At 63.3% G+C, this 14,108-nt stretch carries 16 protein-coding genes; 9 read left to right on the top strand and 7 right to left on the bottom strand.

Annotation, left to right across the window (positions count from 1 at the left end; genetic code table 11):
• The first annotated feature begins 22 nt into the window (after positions 1-22).
• Positions 23-559, top strand: coding sequence for a hypothetical protein (locus tag C443_RS18785; protein WP_005538386.1), 537 nt, complete (start codon positions 23-25; stop codon positions 557-559).
• A gap of 191 nt (positions 560-750) precedes the next feature.
• Positions 751-1,077 (top strand): hypothetical protein, encoded by a 327-nt coding sequence (locus tag C443_RS18780; protein ID WP_005538384.1) that lies wholly within the window; start codon positions 751-753, stop codon positions 1,075-1,077.
• A 65-nt stretch (positions 1,078-1,142) separates the two neighbouring features.
• Here C443_RS18780 and C443_RS18775 read toward each other — a convergent pair whose 3' ends face one another.
• Positions 1,143-1,508 carry a hypothetical protein gene (locus C443_RS18775; RefSeq protein WP_005538382.1) on the bottom strand — a complete coding sequence of 122 codons (366 nt, stop codon included), beginning with the start codon at positions 1,506-1,508 and terminating at the stop codon, positions 1,143-1,145.
• A 338-nt stretch (positions 1,509-1,846) separates the two neighbouring features.
• On the opposite strand from C443_RS18775, the gene purL reads away from it, so the two are divergent.
• Positions 1,847-4,063 (top strand): phosphoribosylformylglycinamidine synthase subunit PurL, encoded by a 2,217-nt coding sequence (purL, locus tag C443_RS18770; protein ID WP_005538380.1) that lies wholly within the window; start codon positions 1,847-1,849, stop codon positions 4,061-4,063.
• Here purL and C443_RS18765 read toward each other — a convergent pair whose 3' ends face one another.
• The 3 genes from C443_RS18765 to C443_RS18755 all read right to left on the bottom strand — a co-directional run bounded on the left by C443_RS18765 (position 4,064) and on the right by C443_RS18755 (position 6,781).
• Positions 4,064-5,281 (bottom strand): sensor histidine kinase, encoded by a 1,218-nt coding sequence (locus tag C443_RS18765; protein ID WP_005538379.1) that lies wholly within the window; start codon positions 5,279-5,281, stop codon positions 4,064-4,066. It abuts the gene before it with no gap.
• Between the two features lie 3 nt (positions 5,282-5,284).
• Positions 5,285-6,496 (bottom strand): FIST signal transduction protein, encoded by a 1,212-nt coding sequence (locus C443_RS18760; protein ID WP_049944147.1) that lies wholly within the window; start codon positions 6,494-6,496, stop codon positions 5,285-5,287.
• Positions 6,497-6,589: 93 nt separating this feature from the next.
• Positions 6,590-6,781, bottom strand: a complete 192-nt coding sequence (locus tag C443_RS18755) for a DUF7550 family protein (protein WP_004591771.1) — start codon at positions 6,779-6,781, stop codon at positions 6,590-6,592.
• Between the two features lie 117 nt (positions 6,782-6,898).
• Here C443_RS18755 and hisF point away from each other — a divergent pair, with 117 nt between their 5' ends.
• Positions 6,899-7,714, top strand: a complete 816-nt coding sequence (gene hisF, locus C443_RS18750) for an imidazole glycerol phosphate synthase subunit HisF (protein WP_005538375.1) — start codon at positions 6,899-6,901, stop codon at positions 7,712-7,714.
• A gap of 298 nt (positions 7,715-8,012) precedes the next feature.
• A complete protein-coding gene (locus C443_RS18745) occupies positions 8,013-8,861 on the top strand; it encodes a hypothetical protein (RefSeq protein WP_049944146.1) in 849 nt (282 codons plus the stop codon).
• A gap of 2 nt (positions 8,862-8,863) precedes the next feature.
• On the opposite strand, the gene C443_RS18740 is transcribed toward C443_RS18745, so the two are convergent.
• The 3 genes from C443_RS18740 to C443_RS18730 all read right to left on the bottom strand — a co-directional run bounded on the left by C443_RS18740 (position 8,864) and on the right by C443_RS18730 (position 10,882).
• Positions 8,864-9,148: a DNA-directed RNA polymerase subunit L gene (locus C443_RS18740; RefSeq protein ID WP_005538371.1), complete on the bottom strand. Its 285-nt coding sequence runs from the start codon at positions 9,146-9,148 to the stop codon at positions 8,864-8,866.
• Positions 9,149-9,227: 79 nt separating this feature from the next.
• Positions 9,228-9,539, bottom strand: a complete 312-nt coding sequence (locus C443_RS18735) for a C2H2-type zinc finger protein (protein ID WP_005538370.1) — start codon at positions 9,537-9,539, stop codon at positions 9,228-9,230.
• Positions 9,536-10,882, bottom strand: a complete 1,347-nt coding sequence (locus tag C443_RS18730) for a hypothetical protein (RefSeq protein WP_005538368.1) — start codon at positions 10,880-10,882, stop codon at positions 9,536-9,538. Before C443_RS18730 ends, C443_RS18735 begins: the two co-directional genes overlap by 4 nt.
• Positions 10,883-11,048: 166 nt before the next feature.
• Between C443_RS18730 and C443_RS18725 the strand changes: the two genes are divergently transcribed.
• The 4 genes from C443_RS18725 to C443_RS18710 all read left to right on the top strand — a co-directional run bounded on the left by C443_RS18725 (position 11,049) and on the right by C443_RS18710 (position 14,088).
• Entirely contained in the window at positions 11,049-11,912 is an 864-nt protein-coding gene (locus C443_RS18725) for a cytochrome c oxidase subunit 3 (protein WP_005538367.1), read from the top strand.
• Positions 11,913-11,954: 42 nt separating this feature from the next.
• On the top strand, positions 11,955-12,197 hold the full coding sequence (locus C443_RS18720) for a DUF7385 family protein (protein WP_005538365.1): 243 nt from the start codon (positions 11,955-11,957) through the stop codon (positions 12,195-12,197).
• 54 nt (positions 12,198-12,251) lie between these two features.
• Positions 12,252-12,887, top strand: a complete 636-nt coding sequence (locus C443_RS18715; RefSeq protein ID WP_005538363.1) for a PGF-CTERM sorting domain-containing protein — start codon at positions 12,252-12,254, stop codon at positions 12,885-12,887.
• 160 nt (positions 12,888-13,047) lie between these two features.
• A complete protein-coding gene (locus tag C443_RS18710) occupies positions 13,048-14,088 on the top strand; it encodes an NAD(P)-dependent alcohol dehydrogenase (protein ID WP_005538361.1) in 1,041 nt (346 codons plus the stop codon).
• Positions 14,089-14,108: the final 20 nt, after the last annotated feature.

Genomic DNA, 14,108 nt, shown 5'->3' with positions numbered 1-14,108 from the left:
GATGCCGCCCGTTCGTTCCAGTATGAGCCTTCTCTCCGGCCTCCGCGGCGGCTCAGACGTCGGGTTCGATAGCTACGGGACGTTCGTTCCCGAACACAACCCGGACCCCGGCCCGTTCCTGTCTGAGACAGCAGTACTGACCGGCACCGACCACGCCGCGTTCCACCGACTCACGATGGACCTATTCGACGAGCGTGGCGTGTACGACATGACTTTCGGATACAACCTTGCACGGCTAAACCTCGACCACCGGCATCCGGACGCGGGCTTTCGCTACGGCCGTGAAACGGATGACGGGAGCGTGTTGCGAGCCGAGTTCACGCCGACGACCGAGTTCTGCCCCCAGAGCGATACCCTAACTGTTGGCGCGTTCCGCGCCTGGAACGGGCTGTCGGACCGCCACGAGTACGACCTCGTTCGTGTCCGCGTGAGCCCGGGCCACCACCAGAGTACGAGTATCAACGACAAACTCCAGCAACTCGAAACGCGGTACCGGAAAACCGGTGAACTCCGGATGGACGATAAAGACGAATCGTCCGACGGGAGCATACCGTTCTGACGGCTGAAAACATAGAAACAATTATACCGTCTGCTGGGCGACATATTGTAAACCGAACCGACTACGTGGGATATCGGTGGCTTGGTGGGACAGGGGCGGCTCCCTCCACGACAGAAGCAACAACATATCAAAAACGATGGTATTGGCTTACTTCCAGCGTGGCGTCGCGGCTGGCCGGAGGTGGAGCTGAGATGGATAGCGGTATCTTTCGGGATTCGGACGGGACCTACAACAAGCGGTTTCTGGGACTTGCTCTTCTCGTTCTACTCGCCGTCATCGGGGCTGGCGTTGGGACCCTCGGTCTCACCGACAACAGCGACTCGGCACCCGACCAGCCCGCCACCGAGCTGACGCCACGCCCGACGGAGACGCCAACAGAAACACCGGATAGAACTGATTCCGCGTCGACCGAAAGCGGTGGCAGTGCCTCGCCGCCGCCGAGTGCGCTCCTGTCCGAAACCCCGACACCGGCTCCCAACCAGTCAGACGGGAACACCACCAACACGACGGTCGAATAGTCCGTCAACGACCGAGACTTGTCATTTTTGTCTCCGCTGCGAAGGGCTGTTCCCGTGAGGGCGTTTCAGGAAAACAGGAGCGTGAGATTGAATCCTGTCACGACGAGCCCCAGCACTGTCAGGAGCGCTGGCGGGCCGTAGTAGAGCAGCGGGTCCTCTTCCAGCACGCCGCCCCAGATGCTCAGACCGAGACAGCAGTAGATAACGAGGAGTTTGAGCCCGAGGAAGCCGCCGCCGCCAAACGACTGGATCGCCCACCGGATCGCAGGATTCGCCTCGGTGAACGTCGGGACAAAATAGACGATGGCGATGGTAGTAACCACGTCGCCGACGCCGTAGGTCGCCAGCGCCACCGCCCACACGCTGGAGAAGGACCGACTGGAGAAGGAGCTCCCCTCCAGCGTTAGCCAGTCACCATCGGCAGCACCCATACTGCGATGGGGTATGGCCAGCGGTCATATATACTGCGAGGGCCAGTTATCTGATTTGAAAAGGAGAGTAGTCACGTAGCCCCGCCGAGTATTGAGTCAGAATCCGTGGCACAACCACATCAATGTCTCATATTGTGGCTCTTGGAAAACCCACAGCCGATATCAGTGATACGCTGTATTCAGAAATGAGTGTCCAGCCGAAGGAGTGTATCGAGTCGCTGTACAGGTGCTTGCCGCGACAGACGCGGTTCGTATGCTGCTGACGCTGGGCACGTTCGCGTCCTGCCAGCGCGGGTGCATGGAAAGGGACTTATCTTGTGGGCGGCCACGACGAGGTAATGAGCCTGTCCGACGCGGACCACGAACTCGTGGTCGAGGAGATCGGTCGGGAGCCGACACGGGCGGAGGCCGCTCTCTTCGAGAACCTCTGGAGCGAACACTGCGCGTATCGCTCCTCTCGCCCCCTACTGTCGGCGTTCGACTCCGAGGGCGAACAGGTCGTCATCGGCCCCGGCGATGACGCAGCCGTCGTCTCCCTCCCGTCCCACGGCGACGGCGAGGAGATGTACATCACGATGGGCGTCGAGTCCCACAATCACCCGTCCTACGTCGACCCGTTCGACGGCGCGGCGACGGGCGTTGGCGGTATCGTCCGGGACACGCTGTCGATGGGCGCGTATCCAATCGCACTGGCCGACTGCCTGTACTTCGGTGACTTCGACCGGGAACACTCCCGCTATCTCTTCGAGGGCGTCGTCGAAGGTATCTCCCACTACGGGAACTGCATCGGCGTCCCGACTGTCACCGGGAGCGTCGCTTTCCACGACGACTACGAGGGCAATCCGCTCGTCAACGTCTCCTGTATCGGCCTGCTGGAGCCCGAGCGGACCATCACCGCCGAGGCACAGGAGCCGGGCAACAAGCTCGTTCTCGTCGGCAACGCGACGGGGCGAGACGGGCTCGGCGGCGCGTCCTTCGCCAGCGAGGACCTCGCGGAGGACGCCGAAACGGAGGACCGGCCGGCCGTGCAGGTCGGCGACCCGTACTCCGAGAAGCTGCTCGTCGAGTGCAACGAGGCGCTGCTGGACGAGGACCTCGTCGAGTCGGCCCGCGATCTGGGGGCCGCCGGTCTCGGCGGCGCGTCGTCCGAACTGGTCGCCAAGGGCGGCCTCGGCGCGCGCATCGAACTCGACCGCGTCCACCAGCGCGAGCCGAACATGAACGCGATGGAGATTCTGCTGGCCGAGAGCCAGGAGCGGATGGTCTACGAGGTCGCGCCGGAGAACGTCGACCGCGTGGCCGAGCTCGCCGAGCGGTTCGATCTGGGCTGTTCGGTCATCGGCGAGCTCACCGAACCCGGGACGAACTACGTCTGCACGTTCGAGGGCAGCGAGGCTACTGCCTCGGACGAGTCGAGCGGGCAGCGCTCGCGAGACGCCGAGACGGTCGTCGACGTGGACGCGGCGTTCCTCGGCGACGGTGCGCCGATGAACGACCTACCGAGCAACGCACCACCGAAGCAGGAACGGGACCTGCCGACCGCGTCGCTGGACGAGGCGTTCGAGCAGATCGTCGCCAGCCCGAACTGCGCCTCCAAACGGTGGGTGTACCGCCAGTACGACCACGAGGTGCAGGTCCGCACGAGCGTCCTGCCCGGCGACGACGCCGCCCTGCTCGCCATCCGTGAGGCCGGGACCGGGCTCGCCTTCTCGGCGGGCGCAGACCCCAACTGGACCGACGCTGCGCCGTACGAAGGTGCACGCGCCGTCGCGCTGGAAAACGCCACGAACGTTGCCGCGAAGGGCGCGATGCCCCACGCGGCCGTGGACTGTCTGAACGGCGGCAACCCCGAGAAGCCCGACGTGTACGGTGGCTTCAAGGACATCGTCGACGGTCTGGCGGACATGTGCAGCGACCTCGACGTGCCGGTCGTCGGCGGGAACGTCTCGCTGTACAACGATTCCGAGGACGGCCCGATTCCGCCGACGCCGACGCTCGCGCTGGTCGGAGTCAAGGAAGGCTACGACGCCCCGCCGCTGTCGCTGTCCGGCGAGGGAACGCTCGTCGTCGTCGGCGACACCGCACTGGAAGGTGAGACCGATCCGCGGCTGGGCGGGTCCGAGTACACCGCGCAGTTCGGCGGCACTGACCGCTTCCCCGCCCTCCCGGCGGAGTCGACGGCGGCCATCGAGACGATTGCCGAGGTCGCCGACGCCGACCACGTGCTGGCGAGCCACGACGTGAGCCACGGCGGCCTCGCGGTGACGCTGGCCGAGATGGTCCACGAGGACGCCGGCGCATCCGTCGAGCTCAACACGGTCGACCGCGGAACACGGAAGCGCCTCCTGTTCAACGAACGACCCGGCCGCGTGGTGTTCGAGACGACCGACCCGGCGGCCGTCCGCGAGGCTTTCGACGGCGTCGCCCCGGTGACGGAACTGGGCGAAGCAAACAGTTCGAACCACCTCGATATCACCGTCAACGACGAGACGCTGGCGTACGACGCTGCGGACATCGCCGACCTGCGGTCAGTCATCGAGGACGAACTGGCCTGATTACCAGCGGATATCGAACCGCGCACCGCCCATTTCGCTTTCTGAGACTGCGACTGACCAGCCGTGTGCTTCAGCGATGCTCTGAACGATCGACAGGCCGAACCCTGTCCCGTCCGAGTTGGTCGAGTAGCCGTGTTCGAACACCACCTCACGGTCGTCTGGTGAAATACCGGGGCCGTCGTCGGCGATGAAGAACCCGTTCTGCTCGTGTGCCCCGGATGCGGACACGACGACAGTGCATGCCGCGCCAGCGTGCTCGATAGCGTTCCGGTAGAGATTCTCGAATAGCTGCTGGAGGCGCTCGGAGTCCGCTTCGATGGTCGCGTCAGTTTGGATGGTAAGCGTTGCGTCCTCGGTTTCGACCTGTTGCCACGCGTCGGCTGCGACGGCTTCGATGGAGACGCTCGCGGTTTCGCCGACGACTCGCCCCTGACGAGCGAGCGTCAGCGTGTCATCGAGAATCCGTGCCATCCGCTCGTGTGCCGCAGCGACCTCCTGTAGCCCCTCCTGAACAGCCGGGTCCTCGATGTCATCGAGCAGGAGGTGGGTGCGGCCGGATGCGACGTTCAACGGGTTCCGAAGGTCGTGGCTGACGATACTGACAAACTCGTCGAGGCGCTCGTTCTGGTGTTTCAGCTGTTGTTCGCGGCGCTTTCGTTCAGTGATGTCAGTGTATATCCCATACCCTTCCAGCTGGCTGCTGTCACGGGTGACGATGGTGCTCCGGAACAGGTAGGTCCGGACCTCGCCTGATGCGGTCATCCGTCTGACCTCTTGCTCTGACTGGCCAGTCTGTTCCCACCAGTCTGTCCTGATGACTTCGGAGTCGGCTCCGGGCGGCGCGAGGAGTGTCCGAAGCTCCGCTCCCACTGCAGCCGCCCGGTCGTAGCCGAACGAGTCCGCGAACGCTTCGTTGATTGACTTGACGTATGGTTCTCGCTGCTCAAACTCGACGACGACAGCCGGGTTCGGGATGTTCCCCAGGAGCGCGTCAAAGCGTTCCTGTGCCGCCAGCTGTACGCGGAGTTCACTCGCGACGAGTGCAACGTATCCCTCGTTGTTGTGCTGGATTATATCACAGATGTCCTGTGCATCCGTGTTGTCTATCTCCGTTTCGTCACTGATACCAAGGTCACCCATCGCGTCGTCGACGATAGCCGACGCCTTCTCGATGCCGACCGTTTCTGCGAACTTTGAAACGAGTCCTGTTCGATTCATCTGTTACTCCGGCAGTGCGAAAAGCACTGTTGTCGTATTGTGAAAGCCACTGAGTTGTCCAGCCTGCATACACAGCTCCCCGTACGTCTCAAACCCAGCAACGGGGGCCGACAGGGTCGATATGATACCATCGACAGCCGCTGAAAACGCGTCGTCGAAGAGAAGCTGACGACACGCACAGTCATAGACGAACGCGCCAGCGATGTTCCCGTCACACAGCGAGACAGCGTCGGCAGCAGCCTGCTCGGCGGACGCGATCTGGTCCGCTCTGTTGCCATGCATTATACGAAGGACAGTCCCCTCCGGAATATCGACGGCGAACTGCAGTGCGCCAGTCTCCTCAATCGCGGTCCGGGGCCAGCGGATCTTGTAGGTCTCACCCTGGTCGATACCGAACAGGTACGTGACCATGAGCTTCCTGAGATCCGCGGACCCGACTGGGACATCGTCGACAGCTATCCCTGATGTCTCCATAGCGTGGTCTCGAACAGCGTCCTTCCACACGTCAAAGGCCGGCTCACCGTTAAGTTCGTGCACCACGTTTCCGGAGACATCGGTTACCTCCCACGGCTCTGAGATGGGGCTGTGACCGTGGTTGACAGTGATGATCGGACGCTTCTCGCCAGAGACGAGTACGAGAACAACTGCGTCTTCGGCGACCGACTCGTCGCAAAACACCGGTGCCGACTCCATTCTGAGACCGTCAGATGCGGCCCCACCTGCGAATTCGACATAGGGGCCAAGCCGTCGTTGGACCGACAACGATAATTGTTCACCGACGCCCGACAGCCCGTCGTGGAGGACGATCGCTGACTGGTATGGTTCCTCGATATCTTCGGGAAGCGCTCGGACAGCATCTCTGACAGCCCCGCGAGTGTTCTCACTGAGACCGACGGCGAGGGCTGTATCGAACCGGAACGAGTCACTGGTAACGAGCGTGACGGCCACGCCGGTATCCATCGATTCCTCCTCAGTGAACGCTCCGCCAGCCGTGCAGCCGACAACGGCTGTCTCGTCATCGACGAGCGCATTCACGCCCGCCAGAACGGCTTCGGCATCGAACCCCGAGCTAGCAAACACTTGACAGAAGTCCACCCGATCGGCGTCCAGTCGGTCACGAGCAGCGCTTGTCGCCTCCCGGCCAGCGCGCGTACCAGCGGTCGCCACTGACGTTCCCGTTGCGACCGCTGTACTCACGTCTGACTGGGGAGACATTGTACAACGGTTATTCGCGTGGAAACCTATATACTCTCCCCAGAAGTATCAAGAATGATATCTCTGGATGGCGACGTGGTCATACCAACCTGTTCAGGCCAGTGCCAGCGCGATACCGAACGTAAGCACCAGTCCGACCAGCAGTACGCCGAGTCCCGTGCCGACCTGGGACATGGTGAACGGACTCTGTGGGGCCGTCGACCGAAGCGGCGGTTCTCGCGCGGGCAGTTCGACGTGTTCGGGGTCGTAATCCGGCCGATCCTCCTCGTGGTGGTCGTCTGCCATAGCCGGTGGTTCTGGAGCGTCGTACGTGTAGCTGTCGGATTGTCACTGCGTACTCGGCCAGACACTTGCGCCAGTCGAAACGGTCAAACGGTGTTGTGTCGAACTCACAGGTATCGAATGACGCTCACGAAACGGATCATCCCCTGTATCGACGTCGACGTGGACGAGAACGGGGACGCGGCGGTGTACACGGGAGTCAACTTCGAGGATCTAGAGTACACCGGCGACCCGGTAGAGATGGCTAAGGCGTACAACGAGTCCGGAGCCGACGAGTTCGTCTTTCTGGACATCACCGCCTCCGCCGAGGGGCGCGAGACGATGCTCGATACAGTTTCGGCCGTGGCCGACGAGGTGTTCATCCCACTGACCGTCGGCGGCGGCATCCGCACCCGCGAGGACATCAAGGAGACGTTGCGGGCCGGCGCGGACAAGGTGTCGATCAACTCCGGCGCTATCGCCGAACCCGGCCTCATCAACGAGGGAGCGGCGGCGTTCGGGAGCCAGTGTATCGTCATCTCCGTCGACGCTCGCCGGCGCTTCGACGAGGACGGCGAGTACTACACCGAGGTCGACGGCGAGTCTTGCTGGTTCGAATGCACGGTCAAGGGAGGACGCGAGGGTACCGGGCTGGATGTCGTTGAGTGGGCCACCGAAGCAGAAGAGCGCGGTGCCGGTGAACTGTTCGTCAACTCCATCGACGCCGATGGAACCAAGGACGGATACGACATCCCGCTGATGAAAGCCGTCTGTGACACCGTCTCGACACCGGTCATCGCCTCCTCGGGCTGTGGCGGCCCGGAGGATATGGAAGAAGTGTTCGTCGATGCCGGCGCGGACGCCGGCCTCGCCGCCTCCATCTTCCACTTCGGCGAGTACTCCATCGCTGAGACCAAAGAGTATCTCGACAGCAAGGGGATTCCGGTCCGACTGTAACGCCATCGTCGACTTAGGGTAGCAATATTAAATACCCACACCTGTCATTATATCTGTATGATGCAGTTCTTCTGTCGCCTCGGCTGCCTCGGTTTTCCCCGCGTCTCGGCGTGCGATATCGCTTCCCGCTGTCAGCAGTCACACCCAGCCCAGCCTCTGGCAGCAGGTGTCACCGGAGTCGAACGGCCCCGATGAGTCAGCCGATGACCGAGCGACCGTGGAGGAACACCACCGGAGAACCGCAGCACTGTGGCCGGGCATCGGGCAGGTTTTATCCGCCCAACACGGAGACTCAACAATGAAATGGCGGTGTGAATGGTGTGGCAAACCCCACGAGGAGAACGACCCGCCGTGTGACAACTGCGGGCACGGCTCTTTCGAGGAGGCCGTGACCCAGGTCAACGAAGAGGTCGTCGAGGGCGGACCTAGGTGGGTCTGTCTGGACTGCGGTCGCCAGCACCAGAAGAACTCTCCACCGTGCAAACGCTGTGGCGGAAGCAACTTCGAGCGACGGACGGGGCCGCCGGAGGACGATCCCCTCGATGAGATACAGACCGGCTGGCTGGATGTACTCGAAACGAAGTACGTACTCGGCTACGCCGCCGTGGCACTGCTGCTCGGCCTCATCGTGCTCGCTGCTGTGGGCGGTATCACGCTGCCGGGCTTTGCCGCCGAAACCCCCACCGGCCCACCGTCGATCGCGTCCCCTGCCGGGAGCGGTGACACCGTCAACTCGCTCTCGCTCGCCGAGGTCGAGGACACATACGTCGACGTGTATAACGTCCGGCGGTCGGGCGTCGGCGGCGGAACGGTCTCGCGGAACGCGACCATAGACGACGCCGCAGCCTACTACAACAAGGGCCGCGTCGATGTGCGATACGACAACGCGGAGCGACCCACGCGAGAGGGGGTGTCTCGGTTCCCGCTCCCCTGTGACCGCCCAGTCGTGGTCAGCTACGAGGTGGCCTACGACCGAACGCCACAGTCACTCGGCCAGTTCCAGAACGAGACGGCGCTGGCGACCGCGCTCGTCGACAGTTACATCGAGCGGGGCAACAGGATTCAGAAGTCGGACGCCGGACTGATCGGTATCGATATCCACGTCGGCCCGGACGAACGGGTGTTCGTCACATACGTCCTCTGCTAGAATTACGCGGCGGCTTCGAACGCGTCGGTGAAACTGTCCGCCTTCTCGATGACGGCGTCGGTTCCGTCTTCGAGGGCTTCGAGCGCGTCGACGCCTTCTTCGGTTTTGATAGTCAGCACCGGGTCGGTCTGGCCACCGGACTGTTCCGGGTTCACGTCGTAGGTCGCCGCTGTGACGCCCTCTGTCTCCAGCAGCGCCCCCTTGATGACGTTCATGAACGTGTGGTCCTCACCAGCGATTTCGATAGAGAGTTCCGTGTCGGATTTGTCGATAACGCGAAGGTCCATACCCACTGTTTGGTCACCTGCGACCCATCAACGCTTCGCTTCCCGTCCGCTGTGTCGGTGGCGCGGTGAAACCCAGGAACTACACGAGTGCATACACCATCAGGAAGCCGAAGTAGATGAGTACGAGCGCGCCCAGTGCTTGGAGTCGGAACGTCGAAAGCGACTCTTCCTCCTCGTCGTGGGCCGCCCGGAAGGCCTCGACCTCCTCGTCGTCGAGTTCGCTTGGGTGGGCCAGGCCACGGTGGAGCGCGAGCCATGATTCGCGGGCGAACGGCCGGCCGCAATACGAACACCGGTAGGCCGTGGCGTCGGCCGGGACATCGTAGACTGCTTCCTCGTCGGTATCTGTCGCTGCCGTATCGGCTACTGGTTGGGTTGCTGTGTCAGTCATAGATGCGGAAGTGCCACCTCCGGCTGGGAGACGACCCAGAGGCTCGTCATCGTGTAGAACACCATAACCGCGATGAAGGGGTACTGCGACCGAATCGCCTGCAGGCGCGCGGGAAACAGATCGTACGCGGCGGCGTGGGCAACCCAGATGGCGACCAGGTGGCCAATGATGACCGACGCGAGTGCGATCGCACCGAACCACTCCGGTAGTTCGATGGTCGGCACTACTGCCGGGTCCGCGAACGGCGACGTGAGCGCGACAGCCAGCGAGGGTGCGAGTACGAGGAAGTACCCGAGGTAGTGCGCGAAGTGATAGCCGACGGCGATAGCGACGAGCGGCGGCGCGAACCGCTGTGCGAGAACCGCCGGGGCCAGATACGTCTCCGACATATCCCGAGAGAGCCGGACCGCGAGTCGATACACGCCGAGGAAGCCGGCGAACCCGACGGCGAGCGCGACCGGATACAGGAGATGCGGCGGGACGCCGGCGTCGACGATCGGCGTCGTCAGGTCGCGCCAGGCCGGCGTCGTGACCAGCCCGTCATAGGTCGTGACCCACAGCAGCGCCACCACGAACGCCACCTCGTCAGGACCGTCGACCAGCCGGGGCGTCGAGAGGTCCATACCGGGGAGCCGAAGCCGGAGCCCGTCCTCGTCGCGACCGATAGGTGCAAAGCGACCGTAGTAGCGGAACACCCGCTCCACCGGGTCAGCGTGGGCGAACCAGTCGTCGGGTCCGAACACGAGTGCGCCCGCAATCGTCAGCACGGTGTATCCGGCGACAACCGACGCGAGCAGGCGCGGCTGGTCGGCGAGCGGGCTGACGACTTCCAGCCACACCAGCACGAGCAGCCCACCGACAGCTGGCCACGACCCGACGCGGTCTGGGTACGGACGGTCGAGCGTCGGTAAGAGTTGGGCGAGGGTCTTGAACGGATTGAGCGTTGCCCAGCTGTTCCCCACGAGGTACGTCGTCATCGCGAGCCCGGCCCACCAGCCGACCCAGACGAGCAGTATCGCGAGATTCGTCCGGGCGTTCGTCGGTCCGAGGAAGCCGACGACGAACACCGCGGCCAGTCCGCCGAGCCCGACGAGTTGGCCGGCGAGCCGCAGGATACCCTCGAAACCGCCAGATAGCGGCCGTCCCCAGCCGTGGATGCGCTCGACGAATGTGCGGTCGGTGACGAACGACGCCAGCAGGAACGACGCGCCGACGGCCGCACCACCGGTACTCAGGAACAGCCACGTGGGGATCGTCAGCGACTCGCGGCCGCCACCGGCGAGACTGCCGCCGTGTGCGCTCGCTGTCCCCGTCGCGGCCAGCCAGCCCAGCCCGCATACCACCAGCGCGACCGTACGACGCCTCCCAGATGTCATCGTCGATAGTTGGGCCTTCGCCCTCGTGTAGCTTCCGGGATGCCGGCGAGTCACCCGTCGGGCCGGGCTGGAGGCGGCATACTCCGCAGGGAATTGGATGGGCTTTTAGTATTCCGTTCGCAAGGGCCCTAGTATGAGTGTCTCCGATGAACACGCGGACGACGGGCACGGGGAGCATCACCTCCCGGCGACGGAGGACTGGCCCCACGGGTTCGGTGAGGCCAGCTGGTGGCCCTTTGTGACGGCAATCGGTGGTTCGGGCATCTACGTCAGCGCGGCCCTGCTCGTGCTCTCGATGGGCGAAAACGCACTTGTCAGCCAGACTGTCGGGGCGGGGGCGATGGCCGGGAGCGTCGGCCTCTTCCTCGTCGGCATCTACGGCTGGCTGTACCACGCCTTCGTCTCTGACTTCTGGGAGCGCGGGACGGACTACCACTCGGACAAGACGCTGAAGTTCGCCATGCTCCTGTTCCTTGGGAGCGAAATCGCTACCTTCGGCGCTGGCTTCGTCTACTACTTCATCGTTCGTGGCGGCGAGGTCTGGACACAGGCGGCCGTTCCTGAGGTGTTCGGCTCACTCGTGATCGTCAATACGCTGCTTCTGATCGCCAGTTCGGTGACGCTGCACTACAGTCACATCGCGCTCCGGAGCGGGAACCGGAGCCGGTTCCTGAAGCTGCTGGGCGCGACGCTGCTGCTGGGCGTCATCTTCATCGGCGGACAGGTGTACGAGTACTACGAGTTCATCGTTCACAAAGGCTTCACCGTCGGTGGCGGTATCTACAGCTCCGCGTTCTACGGTCTGACGGGGCTCCACGGCCTGCACGTCACGATGGGCGCTGTGCTCCTCGGTATCGTCTTCGCCCGCGGGTACTACGGTCAGTACTCGGCTGAACGACACACCTCCGTCTCGACGGCGTCGATGTACTGGCACTTCGTCGACATCGTCTGGATCTTCCTCGTCGTCGTGCTCTACATGGGCGCGAACCTCGTGTAGATCGCCGACGAGTTTTAGACAGCCGCCGCTCGTTTCACACGCATGGACCAGCTAGACGTCAGCGGGAGCTTCGACGTACACGAGTACCGACACGGGCTCAAGTTGCTGAAAGACGACCGCGGGACGATGACGCTGTCGAACCGGAAGGGGTTCGCTTGTCCGGCCTGTGGCAACGAATTCGAGACGCTCTTTATAAGCGAAAAGCGGACGAACACCTTCGGAGATCCCGGGTCGCCCTTCTGTCTGGTTCGGACTGATGACCAGCTACTGGTCCTGACACATTGAGCCGTATCGGCCCCGGTAACAAGGCTTATCCCACCTGACCCGATTCGGTGAGGTATGACTCGGATTGTCCCTGCGATCGGTCTCGCTGCCCTCATCGTCCTCTCCGGCTGTGTGACGGCGACAGTTGACTCAACAGTGGCCGCCGACGGCACAGTTTCGGAGTACGACCTGACTCTCGAGATGTCCCCGTCGGCGTACGACGGCCTTCAGAGCCAGGCCCAACAGGAGGGCTACGACTCGGTTGAAGGGTATCTCCTGGCCGACGTGAACACCAGTCGGATGTCGAACCATACGTACGAGCAAGAGCTGGAGGGGGAAAACGTCACACTCTCGATGACATTCACGGACTGGAACCCCGGCCCGGAAAGCGACGTGTCGGTCAACGCTAGCGAGGGCAACGTCACGTACGAAGACCGGACGTTCGTCACTGCGAACGAGGATACCGACGTTGCCTTCGGCGATGGCGTCGCGGTCGAGTACCGACTGGCGATGCCTGCCGATGTCTCGTCCTCGAACGCTGATATCGTTCAAAATGAGACCGCTGTCTGGGAGTACGCAGCTGACGAACCGGTAGAGGAACCGATCCGCGCGACCAGCCCTGCACCGTCGTCAGCCTTCGGCCCCGGAATGGGGATTCCTGTCGCCGTTGTGGCGCTGCTCGGGGCCGCACTGCTGGCCAGTCGGGACTGAGTAGCTGCAAGCGTTACCGCACGCATTGTTTTTTCCCCCAGCGTCGACAGACGCTGGCCGGGTGGCTAATACAGTTCTAAATGTTGCAACGAGCGGTGCCGTCAATATATCCAATATTTTATAATGTGTGTTTATTGCCGTTTCGTCCGGACACAGGACGATGCGCGCAGCCAGACTCCACGAGTACACGCACGATATGTCGAACGGACTCTCGATAGACGACGTAGATGCACCACAGGTCGCGTCCGGGGACGATGTCATCGTCGAAGTCGAGGGGGCCGGCTGGTGCCAGACTGACAACCACATCATCGAGGGGATGTGGGAGCAGTACGTTCCGCAGGACCTCCCGATGACGCTGGGTCACGAGAACGCCGGGACAGTCGTCGAAACGGGCGACAACGTTGATATCGTCTCTTCTGGTGATCAGGTCATCTGCCACCCGGTCCAGACCTGTGGCACCTGCCGGCCGTGCCGGCAAGGGGAGACGATGTACTGCGAGAACGACGCGTTCAACGGCCTGACGACGGACGGCGGCTTCGCCGACCAGTTGCTGACCAGCGACCGGTCGGTCATCCCGCTGCCGGAGGGTGTCGACCCGGCCGACATCGCCCCGCACGCCGACGCCGGAATCACGGCCTACCATGCGGCGAAGAAGGCCGTCGACGGCCTCAACCCGGGCGACACCGCTGTCGTTATCGGCATCGGCGGCCTCGGCCACATCGGCCTCCAGTGTCTCGACGCGATGTGTGCCGCTGACCTCGTGGCCGTCGACATCAAGCAGTCCGCCCGCGATCTCGCCGACGACCTCGGCGCACACTACACCATCGACCCCGAAAGGGAAGATGTCGCCAGCGAGGTCGACGCCATCAGCGACGGCGTGGGTGCTGCGCAGGTGCTCGACTTTGTCGGGGCGGACGAGACGACGGCTCTCGCGCCCGATATCTGTGCCGCCGGCGGCGACCACCACATCATCGGCTACGGCGGCCACATCCACGAGCCCGCACAGGCGCTCGTCAACGGCGAGTTCGCCTATCAGGGCAACATCGTCGGTCAGTACACCGAACTGCAGGAACTGGTCGCGCTCGTCGAGCGCGGTGCGGTCGACCTCCACACGACCCAGTACGACCTCGGCGAGGTGAACACCGTCGCACAGATGCTGGAAGACCGGGAGATCGACGGCCGAGCGGTCATCACGCCCTGAACGGCCTGTGGTGCGGTGTC

Source organism: Haloarcula argentinensis DSM 12282 (assembly GCA_000336895.1).
GTDB classification, from domain to species: Archaea; Halobacteriota; Halobacteria; order Halobacteriales; family Haloarculaceae; genus Haloarcula; species Haloarcula argentinensis.
The sequence above is the reverse complement of the archived record's forward strand: the minus strand, read 5'-3'. Positions and strand labels throughout refer to the sequence as shown.